The 25,190-nt window shown below is 65.0% G+C and carries 24 protein-coding genes and 3 pseudogenes; 10 read left to right on the top strand and 17 right to left on the bottom strand.

The features are described from left to right. From QM711_RS12660 to dsbG, 3 genes are all read left to right on the top strand, one after another. Entirely contained in the window at positions 1 to 609 is a 609-nt protein-coding gene (locus QM711_RS12660) for a DsbA family protein (RefSeq protein WP_415099844.1), read from the top strand. 285 nt (positions 610 to 894) lie between these two features. Beyond that, a complete protein-coding gene (locus QM711_RS12655) occupies positions 895 to 1,734 on the top strand; it encodes an alpha/beta hydrolase (protein WP_415099842.1) in 840 nt (279 codons plus the stop codon). Between the two features lie 110 nt (positions 1,735 to 1,844). Then, the gene (gene dsbG, locus QM711_RS12650; protein ID WP_415099840.1) at positions 1,845 to 2,483 is read left to right on the top strand and encodes a thiol:disulfide interchange protein DsbG; all 639 of its coding nucleotides are present in this window, start codon (positions 1,845 to 1,847) and stop codon (positions 2,481 to 2,483) included. Positions 2,484 to 2,764: 281 nt separating this feature from the next. Here dsbG and QM711_RS12645 read toward each other — a convergent pair whose 3' ends face one another. From QM711_RS12645 to QM711_RS12605, 9 genes and pseudogenes are all read right to left on the bottom strand, one after another. Further along, complete coding sequence (locus QM711_RS12645; protein WP_415099838.1) at positions 2,765 to 3,382, bottom strand: sigma 54-interacting transcriptional regulator; 618 nt, start codon at positions 3,380 to 3,382, stop codon at positions 2,765 to 2,767. A gap of 55 nt (positions 3,383 to 3,437) precedes the next feature. Next, positions 3,438 to 3,575 (bottom strand): annotated as a pseudogene (locus QM711_RS12640) (sigma 54-interacting transcriptional regulator); the annotation flags it as partial. A gap of 211 nt (positions 3,576 to 3,786) precedes the next feature. Further along, positions 3,787 to 4,125: pseudogene (locus QM711_RS12635) on the bottom strand (response regulator); the annotation flags it as partial. Next, positions 4,122 to 4,496, bottom strand: a complete 375-nt coding sequence (locus QM711_RS12630) for a sensor histidine kinase (RefSeq protein ID WP_415099984.1) — start codon at positions 4,494 to 4,496, stop codon at positions 4,122 to 4,124. The pseudogene QM711_RS12635 and the gene QM711_RS12630, both read right to left, overlap by 4 nt. A gap of 781 nt (positions 4,497 to 5,277) precedes the next feature. Then, positions 5,278 to 5,937 carry a hypothetical protein gene (locus tag QM711_RS12625; protein ID WP_415099836.1) on the bottom strand — a complete coding sequence of 220 codons (660 nt, stop codon included), beginning with the start codon at positions 5,935 to 5,937 and terminating at the stop codon, positions 5,278 to 5,280. Positions 5,938 to 6,036: 99 nt separating this feature from the next. After that, entirely contained in the window at positions 6,037 to 6,882 is an 846-nt protein-coding gene (locus QM711_RS12620; protein ID WP_415099834.1) for an ABC transporter ATP-binding protein, read from the bottom strand. 110 nt (positions 6,883 to 6,992) lie between these two features. After that, entirely contained in the window at positions 6,993 to 7,796 is an 804-nt protein-coding gene (locus tag QM711_RS12615) for an ABC transporter permease (RefSeq protein ID WP_415099832.1), read from the bottom strand. 4 nt (positions 7,797 to 7,800) lie between these two features. After that, positions 7,801 to 8,766 carry an ABC transporter substrate-binding protein gene (locus QM711_RS12610; protein WP_415099830.1) on the bottom strand — a complete coding sequence of 322 codons (966 nt, stop codon included), beginning with the start codon at positions 8,764 to 8,766 and terminating at the stop codon, positions 7,801 to 7,803. Between the two features lie 350 nt (positions 8,767 to 9,116). Further along, positions 9,117 to 10,124 carry a LacI family DNA-binding transcriptional regulator gene (locus QM711_RS12605; RefSeq protein ID WP_415099828.1) on the bottom strand — a complete coding sequence of 336 codons (1,008 nt, stop codon included), beginning with the start codon at positions 10,122 to 10,124 and terminating at the stop codon, positions 9,117 to 9,119. A gap of 155 nt (positions 10,125 to 10,279) precedes the next feature. Between QM711_RS12605 and QM711_RS12600 the strand changes: the two genes are divergently transcribed. From QM711_RS12600 to QM711_RS12575, 6 genes and pseudogenes are all read left to right on the top strand, one after another. After that, positions 10,280 to 11,716: a sulfatase gene (locus QM711_RS12600; protein WP_415099826.1), complete on the top strand. Its 1,437-nt coding sequence runs from the start codon at positions 10,280 to 10,282 to the stop codon at positions 11,714 to 11,716. Further along, entirely contained in the window at positions 11,713 to 12,702 is a 990-nt protein-coding gene (locus tag QM711_RS12595; protein ID WP_415099824.1) for a formylglycine-generating enzyme family protein, read from the top strand. The genes QM711_RS12600 and QM711_RS12595 overlap by 4 nt, the downstream gene beginning before the upstream one ends. Next, positions 12,702 to 13,334: an ABC transporter permease gene (locus QM711_RS12590; protein ID WP_415099822.1), complete on the top strand. Its 633-nt coding sequence runs from the start codon at positions 12,702 to 12,704 to the stop codon at positions 13,332 to 13,334. The genes QM711_RS12595 and QM711_RS12590 overlap by 1 nt, the downstream gene beginning before the upstream one ends. After that, positions 13,274 to 13,609: an ABC transporter permease subunit gene (locus tag QM711_RS12585; protein ID WP_415099820.1), complete on the top strand. Its 336-nt coding sequence runs from the start codon at positions 13,274 to 13,276 to the stop codon at positions 13,607 to 13,609. Before QM711_RS12590 ends, QM711_RS12585 begins: the two co-directional genes overlap by 61 nt. 47 nt (positions 13,610 to 13,656) lie before the next feature. Then, positions 13,657 to 14,316 (top strand): annotated as a pseudogene (locus QM711_RS12580) (ABC transporter ATP-binding protein). Beyond that, complete coding sequence (locus tag QM711_RS12575) at positions 14,313 to 14,720, top strand: hypothetical protein (RefSeq protein ID WP_415099818.1); 408 nt, start codon at positions 14,313 to 14,315, stop codon at positions 14,718 to 14,720. Before QM711_RS12580 ends, QM711_RS12575 begins: the two are co-directional and overlap by 4 nt. 2 nt (positions 14,721 to 14,722) lie before the next feature. Here QM711_RS12575 and QM711_RS12570 read toward each other — a convergent pair whose 3' ends face one another. After that, positions 14,723 to 15,811 (bottom strand): polyprenyl synthetase family protein, encoded by a 1,089-nt coding sequence (locus QM711_RS12570; RefSeq protein WP_415099816.1) that lies wholly within the window; start codon positions 15,809 to 15,811, stop codon positions 14,723 to 14,725. Positions 15,812 to 15,865: 54 nt separating this feature from the next. On the opposite strand from QM711_RS12570, the gene QM711_RS12565 reads away from it, so the two are divergent. Next, a complete protein-coding gene (locus QM711_RS12565) occupies positions 15,866 to 16,813 on the top strand; it encodes a methylenetetrahydrofolate reductase (RefSeq protein WP_415099814.1) in 948 nt (315 codons plus the stop codon). Here QM711_RS12565 and QM711_RS12560 read toward each other — a convergent pair. The 7 genes from QM711_RS12560 to QM711_RS12530 form a co-directional block, all read right to left on the bottom strand. Continuing rightward, on the bottom strand, positions 16,737 to 18,899 hold the full coding sequence (locus QM711_RS12560) for a HelD family protein (RefSeq protein WP_415099812.1): 2,163 nt from the start codon (positions 18,897 to 18,899) through the stop codon (positions 16,737 to 16,739). The two genes, QM711_RS12565 and QM711_RS12560, sit on opposite strands and share 77 nt — an antisense overlap. A 36-nt stretch (positions 18,900 to 18,935) precedes the next feature. Continuing rightward, a complete protein-coding gene (locus tag QM711_RS12555; RefSeq protein WP_415099810.1) occupies positions 18,936 to 19,613 on the bottom strand; it encodes a TetR family transcriptional regulator in 678 nt (225 codons plus the stop codon). A gap of 59 nt (positions 19,614 to 19,672) precedes the next feature. Beyond that, entirely contained in the window at positions 19,673 to 19,864 is a 192-nt protein-coding gene (locus QM711_RS12550) for a hypothetical protein (protein ID WP_415099808.1), read from the bottom strand. A 114-nt stretch (positions 19,865 to 19,978) separates the two neighbouring features. Then, on the bottom strand, positions 19,979 to 21,370 hold the full coding sequence (locus tag QM711_RS12545) for an MFS transporter (RefSeq protein ID WP_415099806.1): 1,392 nt from the start codon (positions 21,368 to 21,370) through the stop codon (positions 19,979 to 19,981). A gap of 169 nt (positions 21,371 to 21,539) precedes the next feature. Continuing rightward, positions 21,540 to 22,535 (bottom strand): shikimate dehydrogenase, encoded by a 996-nt coding sequence (locus QM711_RS12540; protein WP_415099804.1) that lies wholly within the window; start codon positions 22,533 to 22,535, stop codon positions 21,540 to 21,542. Further along, on the bottom strand, positions 22,532 to 23,392 hold the full coding sequence (locus tag QM711_RS12535; protein WP_415099803.1) for a sugar phosphate isomerase/epimerase family protein: 861 nt from the start codon (positions 23,390 to 23,392) through the stop codon (positions 22,532 to 22,534). Before QM711_RS12535 ends, QM711_RS12540 begins: the two co-directional genes overlap by 4 nt. Before the next feature lie 9 nt (positions 23,393 to 23,401). After that, positions 23,402 to 25,168, bottom strand: coding sequence for a thiamine pyrophosphate-binding protein (locus tag QM711_RS12530; protein ID WP_415099801.1), 1,767 nt, complete (start codon positions 25,166 to 25,168; stop codon positions 23,402 to 23,404). Between the last annotated feature and the right edge of the window lie 22 nt (positions 25,169 to 25,190).

Below are 25,190 nucleotides of genomic sequence, written 5' to 3'. Positions count from 1 at the left end.
ATGTTCACACGCAGAACCATTCTGACGACGACGCTTGCCACGGCGGCGGCTTCGGTGATCGGCCCACGGGCTTCCCACGCCCAGCAGGTATCGAGGAAAGCGGTTTTCTTCGACAAAGACGCGCCCGTTCTCGGCAATCCAAAGGGAAACGTCACTGTCGTCGAGTTCTTCGACTATCAATGCCCCTACTGCAAGAAATCGCATCCCATGGTGGAGAACGTCGTCAAGGCGGACGGCAATGTGCGGCTCGTCCTGAAGGATTGGCCGATCTTCGGCGAGGTCTCCATCTTTGCCGCGCAGGCCGTGCTCGGCGCCGCGCAAATCGGCAAATACGATGTTGCCATGGAAGCCCTGATGAAGACCAAGGGCAAGCTGACCCACGAGGAGATCGAAAAACGGCTGACGGACGCCGGATTTTCGATGAAGGACATCGCCGCGGCCGTGAACAAGCACAATGCCAAGATATCCGGGATTCTCGACCGCAATTACAGCCAGGCGCTCGCCTTCAACTTCATCGGCACCCCCGCCTTCGTTATCGGCTCGGCGATCTTTCCCGGCGTTCTCGACGAAAAAGGCCTGAAGGACGCCATCGCCAAGGCGAGAGGATAAGGCATCATCGTACGAAGGGCTGACGCTGCGCGGTGAACTATCGCTCAATCGCGAGGTCTTGCTTCCACAAAGCTGGGGACACTTGTCCGCGTGAAACACGTGGCCAGTTCTTTTCCACGAAAAGGGAAGTCTCGCTTGCCAGCGCGATCTCCATGACTCATGAACATTCGCCGTAAACATCCAGCGATGCATCGTTCCGGGGCCGGTCCTTTTCCATGCATATTCGAAAATAAAATGATGCTCGCTTTCCCTCGCTCCCATTTCCAGCGCACTGGCCTTCTCTTGATGATTCTCGCGATGGCGCTGCTTCTCCCCTCGATTGCCGCGCCGAAGCCGCTGTGTTCGCAGCCCGCCTCGCTGACCGTGCCGCTACCCGACCCGGTTTCCGGGCGGCGCTACGAAATCTATATCAGCCTGCCGCCGGATTATGAGATGAACCCGAAAGGCACCTATCCTCTGGTGATCCTCGCCGACGGCGGCCGCGCCTTTCCGAAGCTCGCCTGCGAGGCAAGAGAATTGGCCGCCAGGGGCTCCATCGAGCAGGCCGTCGTCGTCGGATTGTCCTATGCGCTCGGCGAGGACCTGCAGAACAGCCGACGCCGTGACTATACCCCCACGCCGCTCAAAGGCAGTGGCAAGGCGTATGGAGGCGCCGCGGCCTACCAGCGCTATTTGCGGAACACCGTCATTCGATACATCGAAGATCGCTACCGCATCGCCGCCGACCGAAGGATATTCTGGGGGCACTCCTATGGCGGCCTTCTCGGCGCCGGCATTCTCTTGACGGAGCCATCGCTTTTTCAGACCTATATGCTCGGCAGCCCGTCGTTCTGGTTCGACGATGGCGCGATAAATGGCCTGGAAGATAGCTATGCCGCCGAACACCGGCGGCTCAGGGCCAATGTGCTGCTCTATGTCGGTGGGCTGGAAACGGCACGCTATGATTCCGCTCGCAAAGGCCAGACCCGGGACATGGTTGCCGGCATGCGCACGTTCGAAGCGCGCCTTCTCTCCCGACATTATGACGGCCTTCGGATCACCTCGACCGTCATAGAAAACAGAGATCATGTGAGTTCCGTAAAACCGGGCTTCGAATGGGCCATCCGGGCGGCGCTAGGCAAATAATCATGGTATTCGAGAGCCTTCGCCAGCGCTGTCCGCGAAAAGAGCGGAAGCCCTTAATCCTGACTTAAGGTTCAGCCGCCAAGGCAAGGGCCGACAGAAAGGATCCACGAATGCGTTCAATTCACGGCATCAGAACCCTTGGAACACTTTTCACGGCTGTACTTTCAATAGTCCTCTCGCCGGCAAGCGGCTTCGCGGACAGCCAATCGAAGCCAACCGCCGAACGGCCTCCGATCCTGCGCACCATCGAGCAACAAGGCATCCGGATCGTCGGAGAGATGGAGGTTCCGGGCGGGCTGCGGGCCTTCGCGGCCAAGGCGGGGGCACAGCCTCTCGCGATCTATCTCACACCCGACAACCAGCATGTGATCGTCGGAACGCTTGTCGACGCATACGGGCAGGATATGGCGGCGGAGCAATTGAAGACACTGCTCGAAGCGCCGTTGAAAGCCGAGGAGTGGCAGAAACTCGAACGGTCAACCTGGGTCCGGGACGGGAAGGAAGATGCCCCAAGGATCGTTTACGCCTTCACGGACCCAAACTGCCCTTATTGCAATAAATTCTGGCATGCCGCCCGACCCTGGGTGGAAACGGGCAAGGTTCAGCTTCGCCATGTCATGGTCGGCGTCATACGGCAGGATTTGCCCGGCAAGGCGGCTGCGATTTCGAGGCGAAATCACCCGAGGAAGCCCTCACTCAAAACGAGACGCAGCATGAGAAAGGCGGCATCTCGCCCCTGCAATCGATAGGAAGCGAGACAACGGCGAAGCTCGAGAGCAATGCAAATCTGATGACCGAACTCGGTTTCGGCGGAACGCCCGCAATCATCTACAAGAACGATGACGGCACCATCGGAACGGTTTCCCGGGTTGCCGCAGGGGGCGGCTCTGGAAACCGTTCTGGGCCCCCGCTAGCGGGTTTATCCAGCCACCCCGGCATTCCATTCGAAACCCCGTAGCAGGGAAAGCGACGGGGTTTCGAGGCTTTCATTCCGCCTCCATTGCGCCACATCGTCAACGCGTTGGTTGCCTCAACCGTCGTTCTCCGTTCCCTCACGGCGGCCGGACAGGCGTTTGAGCTTTTCGTTCAGGGTGCGCAGGGGAATTTTCAGGCGTTCCGCGGCGATGCTTGTCTTGCCGCCCGATGCGCCGAGAGCGTTTTCGATCAGGCGCAGCTCGAACCGGTCCACCTGCTCCGGCAGGGAAGCATCGGCATCGGCCGGTGCCGTCGCCTTTTCCCTCGGCCGCCATTCGAAACCGAGCGCCCTTCGCTCGGCGAGCAGCTTCAGCTGGCGGACATTGCCCGGCCATGCATAGGACAGAATCCAGTCGGCCTCCTGAACGGTGAGCGGTTCGATCGTCCGCCCCGGCCGCTCGGCCATCCGGTTCATGAAGTGCTCGAACAGCAGAATGGCAGCATCATGCCCCCGCGCCCGCAGGGGCAGGAGCGTGATTTCAGCGGCGATCAGGCGATAACAGAGATCGCCCCGGAATTGCCCCTCGGCGGAAAGTTGCGAAAGATCCTCCTTCGTGGCGGAAACCACGCGGATATCGATGGGAATTTCGCGGTTCGATCCCAGCCGCGTGACCGTGCGCTCCTGAAGAACGCGCAGGAGCTTGGCCTGCGCCGGCAGGGGGCATGCTCTCAACCTCGTCGAGAAACAGGGTTCCCTTGTTGGCGAACTCCAGCTTGCCGACCCGAATGCCCGAGGCGCCGGTGAAGGCGCCGGCCTCGTGGCCGAACAGCTCGCTCTCGATGATATCGGCCGGAAGTGCCGCGCAATTGATGGCGACGAAGGGAGCGTCGCGCCGCTCGCTGCAATCGTGCAGGAGCCGCGCCATCGACCTCCTTGCCCGTGCCGGTTTCGCCGATGATGAGCACATCGACCGGATAGGCGGCCAGTTGCGCGAGCATCGCCTTCACGGCAAGCGTTAACGGGTCCTCGCCAAGCAGCCTTTCATCGATCAGCGAGCGGCTTTCATGGCCGCGCTCGAGCGAAACCACCCGCTCGCGCAGGCGCGCCTGCTCAAGCGCGTTGCGCAACGCGCCGAGAAGCTGTTCGGGAACATAAGGCTTGGTCAGGAAAGTGAAGGCACCGCCCTGCATGGCCGAAACCGCCATCGGCACGTCGCCATGACCGCTGAGGATGATGACCGGCAGGCCGGGCCGGTCCTTGTGAACGATCTCGAGCAGTTCCAGCCCGTTCATGCCCCGCATGCGCACGTCGGATATGACGACATCGATCCCGCCGTTTTCAAGGGCCTTCAGGGCATCCTTGCCACCGCCGGCCTCCACGACCTCAAGGTCGTTGAGCGAAAGCCATTGCGCCAGGGAACGGCGCAGCACGGCATCGTCCTCGACCAGCAGAACGGAGGAACGGCTCTTGCTCATATTGCGGTCTCCAACCCTGGCTGCCGGGCCGCGATCCGGTTCAGGCTGATCGTGAACACCGCGCCGCCCAGAGGCGAACGATCCGCCGAAAGGGTGCCGTGATGATTGGAAACGATCCTGTGCGCCGTCGCAGAGTCCCAGGCCGAGACCGACCCCCGCGCCTTCGTCGTGTGGAACGGCTCGAATATATGCGCGCTGATTTCGGGAGCAAGACCCGCGCCGTTGTCGTGGACGGCGACCTTGCAGAAGTCGTCATCGACGAAGGCGAACACCTCGATTCGAGGCTCCTTCCGGTCGCGAACGGCATCGATGGCATTGTTCAGCAGGTTCAGGAACACCTGATCGAGCTGCGAGGCGCTGCCATAGACCATGAGTTGCGGCTCGATCTCGTAGGCCAGCGCGATGCCCAGATCGGCAAACCTGTATTTGAGCAGGTTGAGGATACGCTCCACCGCCGCCCCGAGGTCCAGTTCCACCAGCTTGTCCTCGTTGCGGCGGGCAAGGCGCTTGAGCTGCGTGGTAAGGCCGGCCACCCGCGCGATCACCTCGCCCATCGTGTCCATATTGGCGCCCACCGCATCGTATTGCCCGCGCTGCAAGAGCAGTTTCGTGGAAGCGGCATAGGTGGCGAGCGCCGCAAGGGGCTGGTTGATTTCGTGCGAGAAACCCGCAAGCGCCTGCCCCATCAGCGCCAGCTTCTCGGCCTGCGACAGGTTGCTGCGGGTGACGTTCAACTGGCGCTCCGCCTCCTGCCGCTCGGCGATCTCTTCCTGGAGCCGGGCATTGGCGCTGGACAGGGCAAGCGTGCGCTCGGCCACCCGGGTCTCCATCCTCTCGAATTCCTGCCGGGCCACCATGCGGCTCCGGCGGATCTGGAAAGCGATCACCGCGACGGCGTTCATCAGGAGCATCCCCATGGCGACCGCCCCGGCGGCAACGGCGGCCTGACGCCTCGTCTCTTCCACCGAGGCAAAATAGCTCATCTCCCAGCCATCCTCCCCGAAGGGTGTCACGGAACGCAGCCAGATGGCCCCCCGCCCGTCGTTCATATCGACGATATCGTGGTCCAGAACGATCTCGCCCTTGAAATCAGCTGGCACGATCTCCGCATCGCCGTAGCGACGCTCCTCCCGCAGCCGCGCGGCGGTTTCCTCATCCAGCCCGCGGGTCGCGAGATAGTGCCAGCTGGAACGCGACGAAAGGAAGATCACGCCCTGCCGATCGCTCATCGCCACCGTTTCGGCGGCATCGCGCCATTGGTCCTCGACCGGCAGCAGGTCGATTTTCACGATGGCCACACCCTTGACAACGCCATTGACGTTGACCGGCACGGGAAAGGAAATAACCCGGCTGGGCCGTGGTGGCGCCAACCGCATAGTAGCGGCCGAACCCTTCGGACAGGGCATTCCTGAAATAGGGCCTGTAGCTGTAGTTCTCGCCGACGAAGCTGCCCGGCCGGCCGTAATTGCTGGCGGCAATCGTCAGCCCCGAGACGTCGGTCACGAAAAGGGCAAGGGCGCCCGAGGCATTCGCGATACGCTCGAGCAGCCGGTTCGCCTCTCCGATGCGCCCGGCATCGTCGGGCACGAGGAAAAGCTCCTCCGTCTCGCGGGACCGGGCGATGACCTCCGGCAGATAACGGAACCGCTCGATCCGGGTCGAGAGCGTCGCGGCGATGAGCTTCAGGCGTTCCTGCGAGCTGCGCGCGAGATCGTCGAGCCCGTTGCGGAAGGTGGCATCGTAGACGAATTTCGACGCGCCCAGCAACGCGATCAGGAACAGGAGCAGGAAAAGAAGATATTTGCGGCGCATGGCATGATCTCCACTGCACTCGGATATACCTCTCATTCGACCGGCCGCAACAGGCCGCTGGTCGAATCGGCATCACGAATATCCGGGCTTGGTGGAATCTCAATCCAGCGTCAATCCCTTGCGCTCGTCGGTTGTGAAGCGGTTCTGCTCGTCATGCACCACCGTGGCGAGGTCCTTCTTGATCTCGTTGAAGGCGGCGGAGTTGCTGTCGCGCGGATAGGGCAGATCGATGCGCACGTCCCGTTTGATGGTGCCGGGACGATAGGTGAGGATCACCACGCGCGAGCCGAGATAGACGGCCTCCTCGATGGAGTGGGTTACGAACACCACCGTCTTGCCCACCTCCTGCCAGATGCGCAGAAGCTCGTCCTGAAGCGAACGGCGGGTCAATGCGTCGAGCGCACCGAAGGGCTCGTCCATCAGCATGATCGGCGGATCGAGCGCCAGGACGCGGGCGATGGCGACGCGCTGGCGCATGCCGCCCGACAGGTCCTTGGGAAAGCGGTTGCGGAACTCCTTGAGGCCAAGCTTTTCCAGCAGCCGCTCGACCGTAGCGGCGATTTCGGCGACGGGCGCACCGCGGATTTCCAGCCCGAAGGCGATGTTCTTTTCGACCGACATCCACGGGAACAGCGCGTATTCCTGGAACACCATGCCTCGGTCCGGGCCCGGCGCGGTGACCGGCTTGCCCATGACCTCCAGCGTGCCGGAGGTGGGAAGCGAGAAGCCGGCGATAGCATTGAGAAGCGTCGATTTTCCGCAGCCGGAGGGGCCGAGAAGACATACGAACTCCCCCGGCTGGATATCGAGCGTGATATCCTTGAGCGCCGTCACGGCATAGGGCGGCTCGCCGAAGATCTTGTCAACGTCGGCGATGTGGATCTGCGGATCGGCCGCAAGGGAAGCGGGCGCCGTATCGGCGACATTCAGGGGCATGCTGGACATTCTTTCCTCCATATCGGCACCGGCGGCCCCTCTCGACCGCGCGCGAACCTTCTCCCGTATTCGAAATTTTCCGGCGGCCCGGCCGAACCGGGCCGCTCCTCCTCCGGTTGTCAGGATTCGATGCCGCGGTGCCAGCGCAGCAGGTGATTGTTCAGCCGGTTGACCGCGAGGTCGATCGCAAGGCCGAGCAGGCCGATGGCGATCATCCCGGCGATCACCTTGTCCGACCACATATATTCTCGCGCCTCGAGAATGCGGTATCCGAGCCCGCTGTTCACTGCGATCATTTCGGCGACGATCACGACGATGAAGGCCGTGCCGATGCCGATGCGCATGCCCGTGAGAATGTAGGGCGTGGCGGCCGGCAGGATGACGCGCCGGAACATGGTGAGCTTGTTGGCGCCAAGATTGGTCGCCGCCCGCACATAGATGCTGTCAACGTTGCGCACGCCGGTGATCGTGTTAATCAGCACCGGGAAGAACGCGCCGATGGCGATGAGGAACACCGCCGGCGGATCGCCGAGGCCGAACCACAGGATCGCCAGCGGAATATAGGCGATCGGCGGAATGGGGCGCAGGAACTGCACGATCGAATTCAGGTAGCCTTCGATGCGGCGGTCCGTGCCCATCAGCAGGCCGAGCGGCAGGGCAAGCCCGGCTCCGACGACAAAGCCGAGCACCACGCGGCGAAGGCTGGCGATCAGATCGCTCAGCAATTCGCTGGAGCGCAGCCAGTCGAGAAGACCCGCGCTTTCCGCAAAGGACTGCTCCGGCACCAGATAAAGCCAGAGCCGTTCCACGATAGCGACGGGCGACGGCAGGATTTCCGCCCGCATGAAGCCCGCCATGGACAGCGCCTGCCAGATCGCGAGAATAACGACCGGAACCGCCAGATTACGGAAAGCGCGCGTCATTGGCTCAGTTCCCCGCCTTGAGGGCGTCGTCGAGAAGGTCCGTCTTCACCCACTCGGTGGCCTTCGGCGGATTGGAGAGTTTGCCCACGCCATATTTCATCATCAGGTCCGTGGTAATCTGCACATGATCCGCCGAAATTTCGTAGGAATAGGGCGAATTGTCGATCGCATCCTTGAAGTCCTGTTCGGTGATCTGGCCCTTGAACATGTCGGAAATCACATATTTTTCCGCCAGGTCAGGCTTGTCGATGAAGGTCTTCGTTGCCTCGACGAACAGCTTCATCGTGCGTTCGGCCACGTCCCGCTTGTTGTAGAACTCCTCCGAGAACACAAGCGAGCGCACGGGCATGCCGAGCGGCGTATCGTAAGGCTTCAGGATTTCGACGCCGAACTGCTTGTTGATCGCCTGGCTGGCCTGCGGCTCGGACTGGCACATGGCGTCGATGTCGCCCGCCATCACCGCCTGGTTGAGATCGGCGAAGGCCATGTAGACGATCTGCACATCCTTGCCCGGTTTTTCCGAGAAGGTCAGGCCGGCTTTATCAAGTTCGGCGAGCAGCAGAAGCTCCTGCGCGCCGCCGCGCGCCACGCCCACCTTCTTGCCCTTGAAGTCCCCGATGGACTTGATGCCGGTCTTGGTTCCAGCCACGATGCGCGCACCGCCCTTGGCAAAACCGGCCACGGCATAGATCGGCACGCCACGCGCCCGCCCGGCGATGGCCCCATCCACGGCGCTGGCAGCGATATCGACCTCACCGGCGACAATAGCCGGCAATATGTCGATCCCCTTGGCAAAGAAGCGCTCCTCGACCTCAAGATTATATTTCGGAGCAAGCTCCTTCATGTAGGAGATCGCGCCGTAATGCGCGAATTTCAGATTGGCGAGCCGCACCTTGTCCGCCGCGTCGGCAGAGGTGGCGGCAAGCACGGCAAGGGTAGCCACCGTCAGGTGGCGCAAAAGCGATTTCATGATGTTCCTCCCAATAGGTCGATCCGAATCCAGATCGGTCTAATGGGAGCAATGACCGTGCCAGAAGTATAATTATCCGCTTCATTTTATGGGTTAGATTTGAAAAATCATTTTTAAACATAGGCATAAGAAGGCTTCACGGCCGGCATTTCATCTCGGGCGACATGCCGGCATGGTGTTCAGCCCACGAAAACCGGCAATATCTTGCCTGCTTCATCAGGATGACGGCAAAAATTTGCCTGAACATTCCGTGCCTGCCGCGCCCCGGCATTCCCGGCTCGCGGGAACCCGGCTTGGTGGCGTGATGACACCTTTCTGGAATGCTATTCATTCCCCGTGAAAGAGAGAAATCAGCTTGAAGTGCTTTCTCTTTCGACAAGGGACCAGTCGGCGAAACACACGCGGCCTTCCTCACCATTCAGCCGCGCAATAACGACCTCGCCGCTCAATCTCCCGATTGCCTCTCGGTCCGGCCGTATCGTCGTCAACGAGGGGGTCAAACAACTCGATGCAGGGTTATCGCCGAAGCCGACGACACCGACTTCGGAAGGCACCTTCCGATCGAGTTTCCGAAGAGCACGGAGAACGCCGAACGCAACGACGTCGCTATTGCAAACAATCGCATCGATCTCCGGCGACTGCGCCAGCAATTCGGTTGCCAAAGCTTCGCCAAGATCGGGACTACCGGGATGGGGCATCGTCGCCACGGCGATCTCCCCTAACCCAGCGGCAGAGACAGCTTCGCGTACTCCCTGCAATCGCTTGTAGGCACGACGATCATTATCCCGCAGGCTGCCGAGAAACGCAAGGCGCCGATAGCCTCGCTCTATCAAATGCATGGCCTGCGCTCGCCCAACCGCGACATGATCGAAGCCGACCCCGCTGTCTATGACAGGCCCGCCCACATCCCACATTTCGACAATGGGCACACCAGCCGCCTTCAGAAGCACGGAGACCTTGGCCGGATGGTCAATGCCGACGATCGCCACCGCCACCGGACGCCAACTCAACACCGAGCGCACCAGCCTCTCCTCCTGGTCGGGATCGTAGCGGGTATTGGCAAGCATGACCTGAAGGTTCTGGGTCAGCAACGCGGCTTGAAGCGCATCGACGATGCTGGCGAACTCGGAATGGTAAAGCGACGCAACAACGACGCCGACGATATCCGATCGCGTTGCAGACAGTCCCCCCGCCAATCGGTTCGGAACATAGTTCAGTTCCTCGATTGCCGCATTGATCCGCTGTCGAAGCTGGGGACGAACCGTGTTCGGCGCCCTGAGCGCCCGCGAAACGGTGTTGACGGAAACGCCTACCCGTTCGGCAATCGAGGCTAAAGTCGGCGGCGCTTTTGAATCCATGCGACTCTCATACACGATTTCGCTTGCTTCGTGACAAAACGCATCGCTGAGTTAACGATAACTTTTTTCATCGAATCGCTGTATATAAGAAAACCCTGCCTTCTATTCGACGCGGATTCTCAACATTCTCCTCGACACGGGACAAAGGTAGTCAAATGGCTCAAAAGCCTAATATCATTCTCATCATGACCGACCAGCAGCGTTACGATTCCATCGCCGCGCTCGGCTTTCCCTATGCCGCGACCCCTAACATCGACGCTCTCGTGAAACAGGGTGTGGCGCTTACCAATTGTCATATCACCGCGCCGAGCTGCGTTCCCTCGCGCGCCAGCCTGTTTACCGGCTATTACCCGCATACGACCGGCGTGCTCGCCAATGGCCAGAAATGGCAGCACACCTGGGTCGAGCAGCTTCGGGATGCCGGCTATCGCTGCGTCAATGTCGGCAAGATGCACACCATTCCCTACAATTCAGATAGCGGGTTCCATGAACGCTATGTCGTGGAAAACAAGGACCGCTATCTGGAAGGCCGCTGGTATTTCGATGAGTGGGACAAGGCACTAGCCGCCAACGGCCTCGTCAAGCAGCAGCGCGAACTCTATCGCCAGCGCGATGACTACCGCGAACGTCTGGGCTGCTTCGACTGGGAATTGCCGGAAGACCTGCATTCCGATGCCTTTGTCGGCAATTTCGCGAAATGGTGGGTCGAGACCTACCCAACGACCGAACCGCTTTTCCTTCAGGTCGGCTTTCCCGGGCCGCATCCGCCGTTCGATCCGCCGGCTCGCTATAGCGAACCCTATCTCAAGCGAACCGACCTGCCGCTTCCCAAGCCCTCCAGGGAGGAACTGGATTCACTGCATCAGGAATTGAAAGACAAGCGTCAGCACGACGTCGAAGTCGATCACGATTCCGTCGTCTGGAGCCTCGATCCGACCGCGGATCAGATGCAGAGGCTCTGGGCACACTACCTCGGCAATGTAACGCTGATCGACGAGAAGATCGGTGAACTGCTCGAGGCATTGAAAGAGCGTGGCTATCTGGAGGATGCAATCGTCATCTTCACGTCCGATCATGGCGAATGCCTGGGTGAGCATGGCCTGATCCAGAAGTGGTCGATGTATGATATCGTCACACGCGTACCGACCGTCATCTGGTCGACCGCCAATCGTTTCGAAGGCGGGCGCTCGCTCGACGGGCTTTGCCAGCTTTTCGACCTCGGTCCGACGATCCTCGAATATGCCGGCATCACACCGCCGGCTACCTTCGAAGCGAAGAGCCTCAAACCCGCGCTCGAAGGTCAGGACTGGACACCCCGCACCCACGTATTCTGCGAGCAGATCGGTGACGTGGCAATGGCGGGCGGCGTGGAGTTCATGACCGGCGTACGCAGCCAGCGATGGAAGCTCGTGCATTTCAAGGGCTCGACTGACGGGCAGCTTTTCGATCTCGAAAATGACCCGAAGGAGGTGAACAATCTCTGGAGCGATCCCGATTACGCCGATCAGAAGCGTGAGTTGCTGGATGTCATGCGGGACTGGCTGATCGAATCCAACTTCAGGACACGTGACCTCATGGCAGATGCGCGATGAGCCTGCCCGAACCATATCCGTCACGTCCGATTGACGACCCCGTTCCTGCCGGAATGGCGTGGATCGATGGTGGCGTCTTTCAGATGGGTTCGGATCGTTTCTATCCGGAGGAAGCGCCCGTCCATAGGGTTCGGGTTGATGGTTTCTGGATGGACCGCGCGCCCGTCACGAATGCCGACTTCGCTCGTTTCGTCGATGCGACCGGTTATGTGACGGTCGCCGAGCGTTCGCCCGATCCCTCGCTGTATCCCGGAGCCGACCCCGCCATGCTGGTGGCCGGCTCGCTGGTGTTTCAGGCGCCGCGACGATTGGAGGACATGCGCTTCTGGGGTGACTGGTGGCATTACGTGCCCGGCGCAAGCTGGCGGCGACCGGATGGTGTCGACGGTGTGGAGGGACGGCTGGAAGACCATCCCGTCGTCCACATCTGCCATGCGGATGCTGAGGCCTATGCGGCCTGGGCCGGGAAATCGCTGCCGACGGAGGCCGAATGGGAGTATGCGGCCCGCGGTGGTCTTGACGGCGCCGATTACAGTTGGGGCTCCGAGTTCGCGCCACAGGGCCAGCGCCTTGCCAACATCTGGGACGGCCCCTTTCCCATGCCAAGCGAAGGGCGCAAGCCGGCCGGCACATCCGCCATCGGCACCTATCCGGCAAATGCCTACGGCCTGCTCGACATGATCGGCAATGTCTGGGAGTGGACAACCGATTTCTGGACCGGCCGCCATCGCGATCAGGCGGCGAAGCCTTGCTGCATCCCGCTCAACCCGCGTGAGACCGATGCCGAGGCGAGCTACGACCCGGACCAGAGCGATATCCGCATTGCGCGTCGTGTGCTGAAGGGCGGCTCGCATCTCTGCGCACCAAATTACTGTCGTCGTTACCGGCCGGCGGCGAGGCAGCCGCAAATGGAGGACAGCGCCACCTCTCACCTCGGTTTTCGCTGCGTCATTCGGCCGGACCACGGGAGGGACACGAATGTCTGATGCGCGGCCTCAGCGGGATCCACCGACATCGGCATTCTGTTTTTCCGGGCGGCCGGGCGGGTATGCTGGCAATCAATGCAGCCGCCATCGCGGCCGGATTGCTGCTTTGGGCCCTGGCGACGTCACGCGGCGTTATCGGTTTGCCAACGCCGGCTGACGTCGTGCGTCAGGCGGTCGTTCAAGCCGGCAACGGGCTCTTGTGGTCCGATGCGCTTGCCAGCCTGGGGCGCGTGCTGACGGGTTTCGCGCTCGGAATCATCATCGCGATTCCGGTCGGCTTCCTGATGGGCTGGTACCGGATCGCCCGGGCGATCATCGAGCCCTATGTGCAGTTCTTCCGGATGATCCCGCCACTGGCCATCATCCCGCTCGCCATCGTCACCATGGGCATTGACGAGACACCGAAGATCTTCGTCATCTTCCTCGCCTCTTTCCTGTCCAGCGTCATCGCCACCTATCAGGGCGTGATCAATGTCGACCGCACGCTGATTAATGCGGCACGGGTGCTCGGCGCCGGCGATTTCACCATCTTCCGGCGTGTCGTCGTGCCGGCTTCGACTGCCCTATCATCATGGTCGGCGTCCGGATCGGGCTCGGATCATCCTGGGCTACCGTCGTCGCCGCCGAACTGATTGCAGCGCAATCGGGCCTCGGGTTCCGAATGCAGCAGGCACAGCTCTACTACGATCTTCCGACGATCTTCGTCAGCCTCATCGCGATCGGCGTCCTCGGCCTTCGTCATGGACCGCATAGTCATGGCGCTCGATCGGTGGCTTACGTCCTGGCAGGAGCGGCTATGACCACCGAAAATCTCCTTCCAGCAACGTTTCCAAGACACTTCGCCATCGCAGGGCAAAGCGGTTTCAGCGCGCTTGACCGATTTCAATCTCGATATCGAGGACGGTGAATTCGTAACCGCTCGTCGGCCCTTCCGGCTGCGGCAAGTCCACAGCAATCAATATTGCCGCCGGGCTCATCGAACCGACGACTGGAGAGTGATCGTCGACGGCGCGAAAGTTCAACGGGCCCGGCCCGGAACGTGGCGTCATCTTTCAGCAATATGCGCTCTTCCCGTGGCTTACCGTGCGCCAGAACGTCGAGTTTGGCCTTAGGATCGCGGGCGTGCCGCGCGCGCAACGCCGGCGGATCGCCGACCGATTTATCGATCTCGTCGGACTAGCCGAGTTCGCCGATGCCTTGCCGAAGACGCTTTCGGGCGGCATGAAGCAGCGTTGCGCAATCGCCCGCGCCTATGCCGCCAATCCGAAGATCCTGCTGATGGACGAGCCCTTCGGCGCGCTCGACGCGCTAACCCGCGTTCAATTGCAGGACCAGCTTCTCGATACCTGGAGCAAGGAACGGCGCACCGTGATGTTCATCACCCATGATGTCGACGAGGCCGTCTATCTCGCCAACCGCGTCATCGTCATGGCGGCGCGCCCGGGACGGCTGCACCGGATAATCCCGGTCAACCTGCCTTATCCGCGTACCGAAGAGATTCGCCTTTCACCGGAATTCGCCGAGCATCCGCAACGAGGTATGGCGAAGCGTCTACCACCCGGCTTCGTAAGACCGCGGCCGGCCAACGATCAACCAAAAAGGGAGATGGGATGATGATTACCAGACGCAGTTTGCTTCAGGCCGGCGCCTTCACCGCCGCGACATTGCCGTTCGTCGGCCGGGCGCGCGCCCAGTCGGACGAGCTGACCATCGGCTACATTCCCGATTTTCCGAACGGCAGCGTATTGGCGATCGCCAAGGACCAGAAGCTTTGGGAGGCGGAAGGTCTGACACCGAACATCAAGGTCTTCACCAACGGCCCTCTTCAGATTCAGGCAATGGGCGCCGGAAGCCTGAATTTCGCCGAGGTGGGTGCCAAGCACTATCTGAGGTGGCGGGTCCGGATGACGGGCGAGGGCTCCCGGTCTCACCGCACCGCCGAACAGCATGTGTTCACCACCGGAGCCGGTCCGATCGAGACGATCGACCTGCTCTGCAGCGGGTTCCAGTCCGAGTAGCGCTACGCGGTCCGGCTGGTCGACAGCTCGGCCAGCCGGCGCAGTGCGACGACCGCCTCGTCGCGCAGGGGGGCGTCCTGCAGGGCCGACAGGGCCCGCTCCAGATCCTCGGCGATGCGCTGCTCGGTGGCCGCCAGGGCGCCGGAGGTGACGATGATCTCCTGTGCGGTGGCGACGTCGGTGGCGTCCAGTTCGGGGCTGCCGAGCAGGCCGGTGAGTCGTTCCTTCGCCGTCTCGGACGCCAACTGCAGCGCGTGCGCGACCAGTGCCGTCCGCTTGCCCTCGCGCAGGTCGTCGCCGGCGGGCTTGCCGGTCACGTCCGGTTCGCCGAAGACGCCGAGCACGTCGTCGCGGAACTGAAAGGCCCGGCCGAGCGGCGAGCCGTAGCCGGCCAGCGCGGCCAGGGTCTCGTCCGAGCCGCCGGCCAGTGCGGCGCCGATCTGCAGCGGCCGGATCACCGTGTACCGGGAGGTCTTGAACTCGACCACCTGCGGCACCACGTCCATCAGGTCGGTGGTGCCGATCGGCTCGGCCTGGGCCACCACGTCCAGGAACTGGCCGCAGGTCACCTCGGTGCGCATCGCGTCCAGCAGCGGGATGCCCCGGCCCAATGCCTCGGCGGCCAGCCCGGACGCCGTGAACAGCTCCATCGACCAGACCAGCAGCAGGTCGCCCAGCAGGATGGCGCCGGCGCGGCCGAAAGTCTCCGGCGAACCGGTCAGGCCGTGCTGGGCGTGCCAGGCCTCGAACTGGCGATGCGCCGCCGGCAGCCCGCGCCGGACGTCCGAGGCGTCCATCACGTCGTCGTGGACCAGCGCCGAGACGTGCAGCAGGTCGAGGCTGGCGGACGCTCGCAGCAGCGGCCTGGGATCGGTGCTCTCGGCCACCGCCTGATGCCCCCACCAGCAGAACGCCGGGCGCAGCCGCTTGCCGCCGGCGGTGAAGGCGGCGGCCAACTCGCCGAGCACGGCGGTGTGCCCGCCGGCGCCCGGCAGCCGGCCCGCCTGCCCGGTGAGGAAGTCGCTCAGGGTGTCGCCGACCGCTTCCCGGAACTCCTGACCGATCGGGTCGTCAGCAGCGAAGATGCCCATCCCCTGAGCCTACGGGGCGGGGCGCGGCGACGCCGACCACTAGGGTGGGTCCCCGTGTCCGTGAACCCTGCCGAAGCCGAGCGCCCCCCCGCCATCGCCGAACTGCTCGCCGACACCAGCAGGCCCACCTTCAGCTTCGAGTTCTTCCCGCCCGCGGACGAGGCCGGCACCGACGTGCTGGCTCGGACCATCCTCGACCTGGACGCCACCGGCCGGCCGGATTGGCTGTCGGTCACCTACGGCGCCTCGGGTGCGACCCGTGACCGGACCATCCGCGCCACCCGGTTCATCAAGACCCGGACCGAGGCGCAGACGGTGGGTCACCTGACCTGCGCCAGCCAGTCGGTCGACGAACTGCTCGCGACCCTGGCCGGCTACGCCGAGGCCGGCGTCCGGCACGTGCTGGCGATCCGCGGCGACATGCCGGGCGGCCCGACCGTGCCGTGGGTGCGGCACCCGGACGGCCTGGCCAACGCCACCGAACTGGTCGCCCTGATCGCCGCCAACTTCGACTTCGGGATCGGCGTCGCAGCCTTCCCCGACGCTCACCCGGAGCGCCGCGATCCCGATCTGGACGCCCGGCTGCTGCTGGCCAAGCAACAGGCCGGGGCGAGTTTCGCCGTCACCCAGCTGTTCTTCGACGCCGGTGCCTATTTCCGGATGGTCGAGCGGGCCCGGGCGATCGGCTGCACCCTGCCGATCGTGGCCGGCATCCAGCCGGTCACCAACCTGGCCCAGATCAACCGGTTCGCGGGGCTTTCGGGCGCCGAGCTGCCCGAGCGGGTGACCAGCCGGCTGCACGCGGTCGGCGACGACCCGGCGGCGGTGCGGGCCGTCGGCGTGGAGATCGCCACTGAGCTGAGCGCCGATCTGCTCCGGGGCGGGGCGCCCGGCCTGCAGTTCTTCACCCTGAACCGGTCGCGGGCTACCGCAGCGATTCTCGCCAATCTCCGCCGGCTGGGTCTGGATCGACGCACACCAGCCGCTGGGTCGGACGGGTGAGCGCGACGTAGAGCACCCGGACGCCGCCGGGCGATTCGGCCACGATGTCGTCGGGCGCGACCACGATGACCCCGTCGTACTCCAGGCCCTTGGCCTGCAGCGGGGTCACCACCACCAGCCGCGGTTCGGCGAGCGGCGCCAGCGCGGCGCGGACCGCCTCCAGCCGCGACGGCGGTGCGATCACCCCGACCGTGCCCGGCAGTTCCTCCAGCAGTGCCGCGGCCCGCTCGGCGACGAGCGCGGTCAGGCCGTCGGCGGTGCTGGCCAGCAGTTCGGGTTCGACCCCGGTCCGGCGGACGGCCTCGGGCAGGTCGGCGCCCGGGAAGCCGCGCTGCACCACGTCCGCGGCCAGGGCGAACACCTCGGCGGGGGAGCGGTAATTGACGCTCAGCCGGAACGAGCGGTGCGGCGCGTGCCCGATCAGCTCGGCGACCGCCCGGTCGGATTCGGCCGGGTCGGGCCAGCTGCTCTGGGCGGGGTCGCCGACGATCGTCCAGGACGCGTGGGCACCGCGGCGGCGCAGCATCCGCCACTGCATCGGGGTGATGTCCTGGGCCTCGTCGATCAGCAGGTGGGCGTATTCGTCGTACGCCTCGGCGTCCGGGTCCTCGACGACCTGGCGCGACAACCGGTCGGCGACGGTGACCAGTTCGGCGGCCTCGCCGCCCTCGATGAAGACCGGATCCTCGGCATCCGGTTCGGCCGGCACCGGACCGAGCAGGGCGGCCAGTTCGTCCAGCAGCGCGATGTCGGCCACCGACCAGGTTTCGGCGTGGAACGAATCGGTGAGCACCCGCTGCTCATCGGCGTCCAGCAGGCCCACCGAGACGCGGCGGGTGGTGGCCGCGTCGTCCAGCCGGCGCAGCACCTCGGTCGGGGTCAGCGTCGGCCACCAGGCGTTGATGAACATCCGCCACTGGGCGCTGGCGGTGATCAGGTCGTCGATCGTCTCGCGGTCCAGTTCGAGTTCGGCCGGCACCTGGGTGGCCAGCTCGTTCAGCAGCGCCTTCTCGGCGGCCTCCCGGGCGCGGTTCACGGTGTGCCGGGCCAGCACCGCCGAGCGCAGCCGCTCCAGCGCGGCGGCGCCCAGGCCGACCGGTTCGCCCTTCACGGTCAGCAGCAACCGGGCGCCGTCCGGTCCCGGATCGACCAGCGGCAGGTCGACCAGGCGCTTCAGCAGCGGCGCCATCCGCAGCGAGCCCTTGATGCCGGCCGCCGCGGCGTCGTCGTTGCGATCGGCGGCGAAGCCGAGCACATCGGACGCGACCGCGCCGATCGAGCGCAGGGTCACCGAGTCCTCGCCCAGCGAGGGCAGCACCCGCTCGATGTAGTTCATGAACAGTGCGGACGGCCCGACCACCAGGATGCCGCCCCGCTCGAACCGGCGCCGGTTGGAGTAGAGCAGGTAGGCGGCCCGATGCAGCGCCACCACCGTCTTGCCGGTGCCGGGACCGCCGGAGATCACGGTCACGCCCTGCGGCTCGGCCCGGATCGCCTCGTCCTGTTCGGCCTGGATGGTGGCCACGATGTCGCGCATGTGCCGTCCGCGGGCGCGCTGCAGGGACGCCATCAGGGCACCCTCGCCGATCACCACCAGGTCGCCGGCCTCGGCCGCGTCCAGCAGGTCGTCCTCGATGCCGATCACCTTGTCGTTGCGGCAGCGCAGCACGCGACGGCGGGTCACGTCCATTGGGTTGGACGGCGTGGCCCGGTAGAACGGCTCGGCGGCGCGGGCCCGCCAGTCGATCACCAGCGGCTCGTACTCCTCGTCGCGGACGCCGATCCGGCCGATGTAGCGCAGATCGCCGTCAGCCAGATCCAGCCGGCCGAAGACCAGGCCCTCGTGCTCGGCGTCCAGCACGGCCAGCCGCTTCGCCGCCTGGAACGCGAACGCGTCGCGCTCGAACATGGCGGTGCCGTCCTCCTCGCGCGCCCAGGTGCCGCGGTCGGAGGTGTAGATGGCGCGCCCGGCGTTCGCCGCCCGACGGGCGGAGACGGCCGCCTTGGCGAGTTGGGCGTAGACGAGATCGACGTGTGCCTGCTCGACAGCGAGTTCGCGGTCGAGCGCTGAGGCTGGCTGGGTCAAGAAACCTCCTGCTTGCCGTTTTGCCGGCGTCCTACTTTACGCCGGTGCGGCGAGCCATGCGTAGACCATCTCGGTCAGGTCGGCGACGGTCGCCGCCAGCGACTCCGGGGTGTCCATCCGGACGCCGAAAGTGGCCGCGATGGTCGGGGCGTTGGTGATCCGGAACAGCGCGACGGCGCTCATGTAGAGGTGCAGGTCGACGGCAGCGACGTCGCGGACGAAGCTGCCATCGGCGCGGCCACGGGTCAGGATGTCGTCGAGGGTGGCCAGGATGGGCAGATTGGTGTCGGCCTGTCGGCTGGACTGGCGCAGGTGGACGGCGTCCAGAGCGTTCTCGGAGGCCACCAGCCGGGCCAGTTCGGGATGGCTGGCGTGCCAGCGCAGAGTGTGGTCGATCAGCCGGGCGAGGGCCTCGCGCGGCGGCAGGTCGCTCAGGTCGAGCGCCTTCTCGGCGGCCCGGATGTCGGCGTAGGCCCGCTCCAGGACGGCGGTGAACAGGCCGTCCTTGTCGCCGAAGTAGTAGTAGATCATCCGTTTGGTGGTGGAGCTCTTGGCGGCGATCTCGTCCACCCGGGCGCCGAAGTAGCCGATCCGGGCGAACTCGGCGGTGGCCACGTCGAGCAACTCGGCCCGCGAGCGCTTGGCGCTGCGGGCCTTCCGTCCGGGGCGTCCGGACGGCTCGGGGCTCGGCGGGGAGGTGGGCTCGGCCGACATGGCGGTCACTGTACGCGAGCCGTGCGGCAGCGGCGGACAGGCCCGCGACGGCGTCCTGGTCAGCGTCGGAGCCGGCCGCGCAGCCACAGGTTGGCGATGGCGCCGGCGGCTCCGAAGACGATCAGCAAGGTGCCGAACACCCGCGCCACCTCACTGTCGCCGCGGACGATCAGGTACACCCCCATGCCGGCGATGACGACGCCGACGATCGCGGCGGCGAGCGGATTCCCAACCTGTTTCCTTCGAGGCATCCAACGACCCTTTCAGTTGAGGAGGCGCTTGCCTCGGACATGCTCCTGGGGATTCGAACTGCGGACGCGACGGCCCCGCGACATTGGTCGCGGGGCCGCTGCGAGGTTGAACCGTCAGCCCTTGGCGTTCGCCAGGTTGTACTCGGCGATCGCCTCATTGCGAGCGCGCTCGTACTCGTCCTTGCTCGGCGGGACGGCGTCGGTGCCGAGATCCTCGACCCGCAGCCGGTAGGTCTCCTTGGCCGAGAACGCGGCGAAGGCCGCGAGTGCGCAGATACCCAGCGTGATGCTGCCGACGATCATCGGCACGTTCGAACCGGGAGGAGCCACTGCGGCGAACAGCGGTGCCAGCACGGCGGCGGTGATCATGGTGCCGGTGTTCTGGGCGATGGCCATCCCGGAGACGCGGGTGTGCGCCGGGAACAGCTCGGGGAAGTAGGCCGGGAACACGCCGTTGTAGCCCTGGTAGAGCGCGCCCCACATCACCAGCGAGGCGACGATCGCGCCGGCCACATTGCCCTGTTGGATCATGATCAGGTAGGCGTACGAGGCGAGTCCGGACAGCAGGCAGCCGCCGATGATCACCGGACGACGCCCGATCCGGTCGGACAGGTTGCCGACGAACGGAATCACCGCACAGGCCACGATGTTGCCGAGCAGCGGAATCCAGAAATAGACACTGACCGGAATACCGATGCCGTAGGACTTCTGGGTGGCGTACAGCGAGCCGAAGACGGTGGCCACGATCGGAATCGTGTTCATCAGCGCCATCGTCATCACCCGCAGGATGTTCGGCCAGGAGTACTTGAAGGCCTCGATGACCGGCGACTTCGGCTTGTCGCCGGACTGCTCTTCGTGCTTGAACACCGGGGTTTCGTGGACGGTCCGGCGAATGATCACACCGGCGACGACGACGAAGACGCTGAGCAGGAACGGGATGCGCCAACCCCAGGCCTCGAAGTTCTCCTTGGAGAGGAAGGCCGACAACGGGATGAACACACCCGCAGCCAGGATCTGGCCCGCCTGGACGCCCTGCAGGGTGAACGATCCGAAGAAGCCCCGGCGGCCGTAGGGCGCGTGCTCCAGCACCATCGACGAGGCGCCGGAAATCTCACCGGCGACCGCGAATCCCTGGATCAGCCGCAGCACGACCAACAGGATCGGAGCGATGATGCCGACCTGGGGATAGGTCGGCAGGAACGCGACCGCCATGGTCGAGATGCCGATGAGGTACATGCAGAACAGCAGCACCTTCTTGCGTCCGATCGTGTCACCGAGGTGACCCAGGACGAAGGCGCCGATCGGACGGGCGACGTAGCCGACGCCGAAGGTGGCCATGCCGGCGACCATCGCGATCGTCGGATCGCCCTGCGGGAAGAACAGCTGCGGGAAGATCGTGCCCGCCACCGCGGCGTAGATGAAGTAGTCGTAATACTCGAGTGCTGAACCGATCCAGGCGGAGGCCGCCGCCTTCTTGGATTGGTTGCCTTCACCGTGTGATGACATCCGGGAAACCTTTCTTTCAGCGCCGGTGTCAAAATGAACAGAGCGGCGTTGCCTTGTTGTTGACCTGCCCAGTGGGCTGGTAAGACTCGTGGCCGCCTACGTTGCGGATGCGGGTCTCGGAGTGGCTGGTGTTCGCTCGCCAGCCACTTCAGGTAAAACGACGGCGGGTCTAGGCAGCCATTGCCCGGACCCGAGCATGCATCCGCGCGGCGTCGGGTGTGACGCCGGTGAACAGCTCGAACGCTTGGGCGGCCTGTTCTGCCGCCATTCCAGCGCCGTCTACTGTGTGGCAGCCCATTTCGCGGGCCTGCAACAGCAGTTCAGTGTGTAGTGGGAAGTACACAATCTCCGAGACCCACACGTCGGGCCGCAGAAGTTCAGGAGGGACAGGGCAGCCGGGATGCGTGGCCATGCCCATCGGGGTGGCGTTGACCAGGCCCTCGGCCCCGTCGAGGGAGGTAGCCAGATCCGTGCCGACCTGGGCACGGTCGGCGCCGAACAGGCGGTTCATCCGGTCCGCGAGTTCGCGAGCGCGCTGGGTCTGCAGGTCGTGGATGATCAACCGGGGCGTGCCCAGATCGAGCATCGCGTAGGCGACCGCCGCGCCGGCTCCGCCGGCTCCGAGTTGGACGACGGTGCCGGTGCAGGCGCCGGGCAGCGCCGCCCGGAACGGGGTCTGGTACCCGCACCAGTCGGTGTTGTGACCGATCGCCGCCCCGTCCCGCAACACGACGGTGTTCACCGCGCCGAGGGCGGCGGCCCGATCGGACAAGCCGTCGAGATGCTCGATGATCGCCTGCTTGAACGGGTGGGTGACGTTGAACCCGGAGAAGCCGGACGTCCGCGCCCATTCGATCACCGCGGGCAGGTCGGCAGCGGTGATGCCCCACTCCAGGCTGTCCAGGATCCGGTAGGACAGCCAGAGACCCTGCTCACGGCCCTCGGCCTCGTGCAGTGCCGGCGTCCGGGAGGCGCCGATGCCCTCGCCGAGCAGGAACAGCCGGTGGATCGCGGGACGGGCACCCGCAGCCCAGCCGCTGCGTGGGCTGGGTGCGGGATGGCGGTCGGCGTCCGGGGCCGGCCACGGCGCGCCGGTCTCGGGATCGGGCCGTCGGATCAGCAGCGCCTGGTCCAGGCGCGCTCCGATCGAGTCGGTTCCGGTCATCGCGTGGCCTCTCGTTCGGTCCGGCCCTGGCGGGCGAGGTAGGCGCGTGCGGTCTCCAGGCACCGGCGGGCATGGCCCTCCGCGCCGCGGGCCGCCACGTCGTCCGCGCTGGGGATCTCCACCGAGTAGACCATCGGTGGCAGCGCCGCCAGCACCGCACCGGGGTCGGTGCCGCCCTCGCCCAGATAGCTGCGTCCTTCGCGGATGATTCTGGCCATTTCGTCGCGCTCGGACGGGATCGGGCCGGGCGCGTCGCAGATCTGGACGAACTCGAACCACTCCCGAGGCAGGCCGGCAAGGTCGGCGACGCGTTCCTGCGAGCGGTGGAAGTGGTGCAGGTCGATCATCAGCCGGGCGTTGGGCTCGTCGACCTCGCGCAGCACGGCGACGGCGTCCGCCATGGTGGTGACGGTGGCCAGCGCCAGCCATTCCAGGTTGACGGTCAGGCCGTACTGGGCGGCGAGCCGGCAGAGCCGTCCGAAGGCGTCCACCGAGTATCCGTGGTCGGCGCTCCAGATGCTGGAGAGCACGTGCCTCGCGCCGATCTCGGCGCCGACCGCGAGTTCGGGTTCGTAGCTGCCCGGATCGACATCGTCGGCGATCCGGGCAAGTTCGATGTCGTGCACCGGCAGGCCGGTCTGCGCCAACGCCGCCTTGGTCGCCCGCAGGGACGCCGGGTTGCGGGCCAGCGAGTGGTCCATCCCCGGCAGCCCGTCGCAGATCAGCCGCGGGCTGACGAAGTCGTAGCCGGTGCGGGCGGCGATCCGGACCAGCTCCGGAGTCGGGGTGTCGATGATCGTCAGGTGTCCCAGCGAATACTGCTGGCCCTGCGGTTCGACGATGGCGGCGGCGGTCATGATCGGTGCTTACGAGGTGGCCGCGTGGTGGATGCCGGCGCCGGGGGAGTAGATGTCCATGATGTTCCAGTGCCCGGACGTCGGGGTCGGCACATTGATCATCGACACGTCGATCACCACCGGGACACTTCCTGCGATCGCCTTGGCCAGGGCCGGCTTGAACTCGTCCGCGCTGGTCAGCGTGACACCCTCGACGCCGTAGGCCCGGGCGATGGCGCCGAAGTCGGTGGTGACCGGGCCGTCCGCATTCTCGAAGACGGTGCCGTAGGTGGTGTCGAAGTGCGCCTTCTCGAGCCCGGCGATGGTGCCGAACGCGTTGTTGTTCATCACCACCCAGACCGCCGCGATGCCCTTCTCGCGGGCGGTGTAGAGCAGGCTCGGGTTGGCGCCGAAGCCGCCGTCGCCGACCAGCGAGACCACCACCCGCTCGGGGCAGGCGATCTTGGCGCCGAGCGCGGCGGGGGCGCCGAAACCCATGGTGGCGAAGCCGCCGGGGGTGAACACCGAGCCGGGGGTGAGGATGTCCATCTGCTGGGCCATCCCGTTTTTGTTCCAGCCCACGTCGGTGGTGATGATCGCGTCGGCGGGCAGCACCTCGCGCACCTCGGCGAGGATCCGTTCCGGACGCATCGGCCAGGCATCACTGGCCACCGCCTCGGCGTTGCGGGCCCGGAAGTCGTCGCGCTGCCGCTTGATCTCGGCCAGCAGTTCGGGCCGCTGCACGCCCTCGGGAGCAAGCCGCTTGGCGGCCGCGACCAGGGCCGCGATGGCCGGCTTCAGATCGGCGACGGCACCGACCTGCAACGGGTAGTTGCGGCCCAGCTCCTCGGGGTCGATGTCGATCTGCATCAGCTTGGTCTCGGGGATGCGGAAGGTGTACTTCTCCTCCCACGACGAGCTGTCGGCCTCGGCGAAGGTGACGCCCAGGGCCAGGATCCAGTCGGCGTTGCGGGTCGAGGCGTTGACGAACTCGGTGCCCCAGAAGCCGGTCATGCCCAGCACGCACGGGTTGTCGTCGGCGACCGCGCCCTTGCCCATCAGGCTGTGGCTGACCGGGATCTGCAGGTGATCGACCAGCGCGGCCAGTTCATCGGCGGCGTCGGCCAGCACGATGCCGCCGCCGACGTGCAGCAGCGGACGCTCGGCGGCCAGCAGGTTGGTCACGATCTGTTCGGCGACCGCCGGGTCGAGGCCCGGCTTGGCCAGTTCGGTGGTCCCGGCCATCGCCTTGTCGAAGGTGGCCACGTCCACCTCGGCGGAGAAGATGTCCATCGGCACGCTGACCAGGACGGGGCCGGGGCGTCCGCTCTCGGCGAGCCGGAACGCCTTGTCGATGATCTCGGCGAACAGGTGCGGCGACTCCACCCGCCAGGCCCGCTTCACGAACGGCCGGTAGATCTCGTGCTGCGCCGCGTCGGCGTGCAGGTTGACCTCCTGGTGCGGGTGTTTGCCGTAGTAGTGCGAGGGAATGTCACCGGCGATGACCACCATCGGCACCGAATCGAGGGCGGCGTTGGCGACGCCGGTGGCGGCGTTGGTGAGGCCCGGGCCGAGGTGGCTGAGCACCACCGAGGCGCGGTTGGTGGCCCGGGCGTAGCCGTCCGCGGCGTGGGCGGCCAGCTGCTCGTGCCGGGTGTTGACGAACTCGATGCTGTCGGACTTCGACAGCGCCGCGAGCACCGCGATATTGGTGTGCCCGCACAACCCGAAGACATGCTTCACGCCGCGGTACTCGAGGTAGCGGACGAGCTGGTGCGAGATCAGGTCGGTGGTCATCGGTGACTCCTGGGTTCGGTGC

The organism is Micropruina sp. (genome assembly GCF_047602385.1).
In the GTDB taxonomy this organism is placed as follows: Bacteria; Actinomycetota; Actinomycetes; order Propionibacteriales; family Propionibacteriaceae; genus Micropruina.
This window is presented reverse-complemented; position numbering and strand designations above follow the sequence as displayed.

Bases quoted from the DNA above. Each gene is read 5' to 3' on its own strand.
- QM711_RS12540 (WP_415099804.1), bottom strand. From the start codon at position 22,535: ATGACCGGAACCGACTCGATCGGAGCGCGCCTGGACCAGGCGCTGCTG.
- QM711_RS12550 (WP_415099808.1), bottom strand. From the start codon at position 19,864: ATGCCTCGAAGGAAACAGGTTGGGAATCCGCTCGCCGCCGCGATCGTC.
- QM711_RS12535 (WP_415099803.1), bottom strand. From the start codon at position 23,392: ATGACCGCCGCCGCCATCGTCGAACCGCAGGGCCAGCAGTATTCGCTG.
- QM711_RS12595 (WP_415099824.1), top strand. From the start codon at position 11,713: ATGAGCCTGCCCGAACCATATCCGTCACGTCCGATTGACGACCCCGTT.
- QM711_RS12655 (WP_415099842.1), top strand. From the start codon at position 895: ATGATTCTCGCGATGGCGCTGCTTCTCCCCTCGATTGCCGCGCCGAAG.
- QM711_RS12600 (WP_415099826.1), top strand. From the start codon at position 10,280: ATGGCTCAAAAGCCTAATATCATTCTCATCATGACCGACCAGCAGCGT.
- QM711_RS12625 (WP_415099836.1), bottom strand. From the start codon at position 5,937: ATGCGCCGCAAATATCTTCTTTTCCTGCTCCTGTTCCTGATCGCGTTG.
- QM711_RS12575 (WP_415099818.1), top strand. From the start codon at position 14,313: ATGATGATTACCAGACGCAGTTTGCTTCAGGCCGGCGCCTTCACCGCC.
- QM711_RS12605 (WP_415099828.1), bottom strand. From the start codon at position 10,124: ATGGATTCAAAAGCGCCGCCGACTTTAGCCTCGATTGCCGAACGGGTA.
- QM711_RS12555 (WP_415099810.1), bottom strand. From the start codon at position 19,613: ATGTCGGCCGAGCCCACCTCCCCGCCGAGCCCCGAGCCGTCCGGACGC.
- dsbG (WP_415099840.1), top strand. From the start codon at position 1,845: ATGCGTTCAATTCACGGCATCAGAACCCTTGGAACACTTTTCACGGCT.
- QM711_RS12545 (WP_415099806.1), bottom strand. From the start codon at position 21,370: ATGTCATCACACGGTGAAGGCAACCAATCCAAGAAGGCGGCGGCCTCC.
- QM711_RS12615 (WP_415099832.1), bottom strand. From the start codon at position 7,796: ATGACGCGCGCTTTCCGTAATCTGGCGGTTCCGGTCGTTATTCTCGCG.
- QM711_RS12620 (WP_415099834.1), bottom strand. From the start codon at position 6,882: ATGTCCAGCATGCCCCTGAATGTCGCCGATACGGCGCCCGCTTCCCTT.
- QM711_RS12590 (WP_415099822.1), top strand. From the start codon at position 12,702: ATGCGCGGCCTCAGCGGGATCCACCGACATCGGCATTCTGTTTTTCCG.
- QM711_RS12660 (WP_415099844.1), top strand. From the start codon at position 1: ATGTTCACACGCAGAACCATTCTGACGACGACGCTTGCCACGGCGGCG.
- QM711_RS12630 (WP_415099984.1), bottom strand. From the start codon at position 4,496: ATGGTCTATGGCAGCGCCTCGCAGCTCGATCAGGTGTTCCTGAACCTG.
- QM711_RS12585 (WP_415099820.1), top strand. From the start codon at position 13,274: ATGGTCGGCGTCCGGATCGGGCTCGGATCATCCTGGGCTACCGTCGTC.
- QM711_RS12570 (WP_415099816.1), bottom strand. From the start codon at position 15,811: ATGGGCATCTTCGCTGCTGACGACCCGATCGGTCAGGAGTTCCGGGAA.
- QM711_RS12530 (WP_415099801.1), bottom strand. From the start codon at position 25,168: ATGACCACCGACCTGATCTCGCACCAGCTCGTCCGCTACCTCGAGTAC.
- QM711_RS12610 (WP_415099830.1), bottom strand. From the start codon at position 8,766: ATGAAATCGCTTTTGCGCCACCTGACGGTGGCTACCCTTGCCGTGCTT.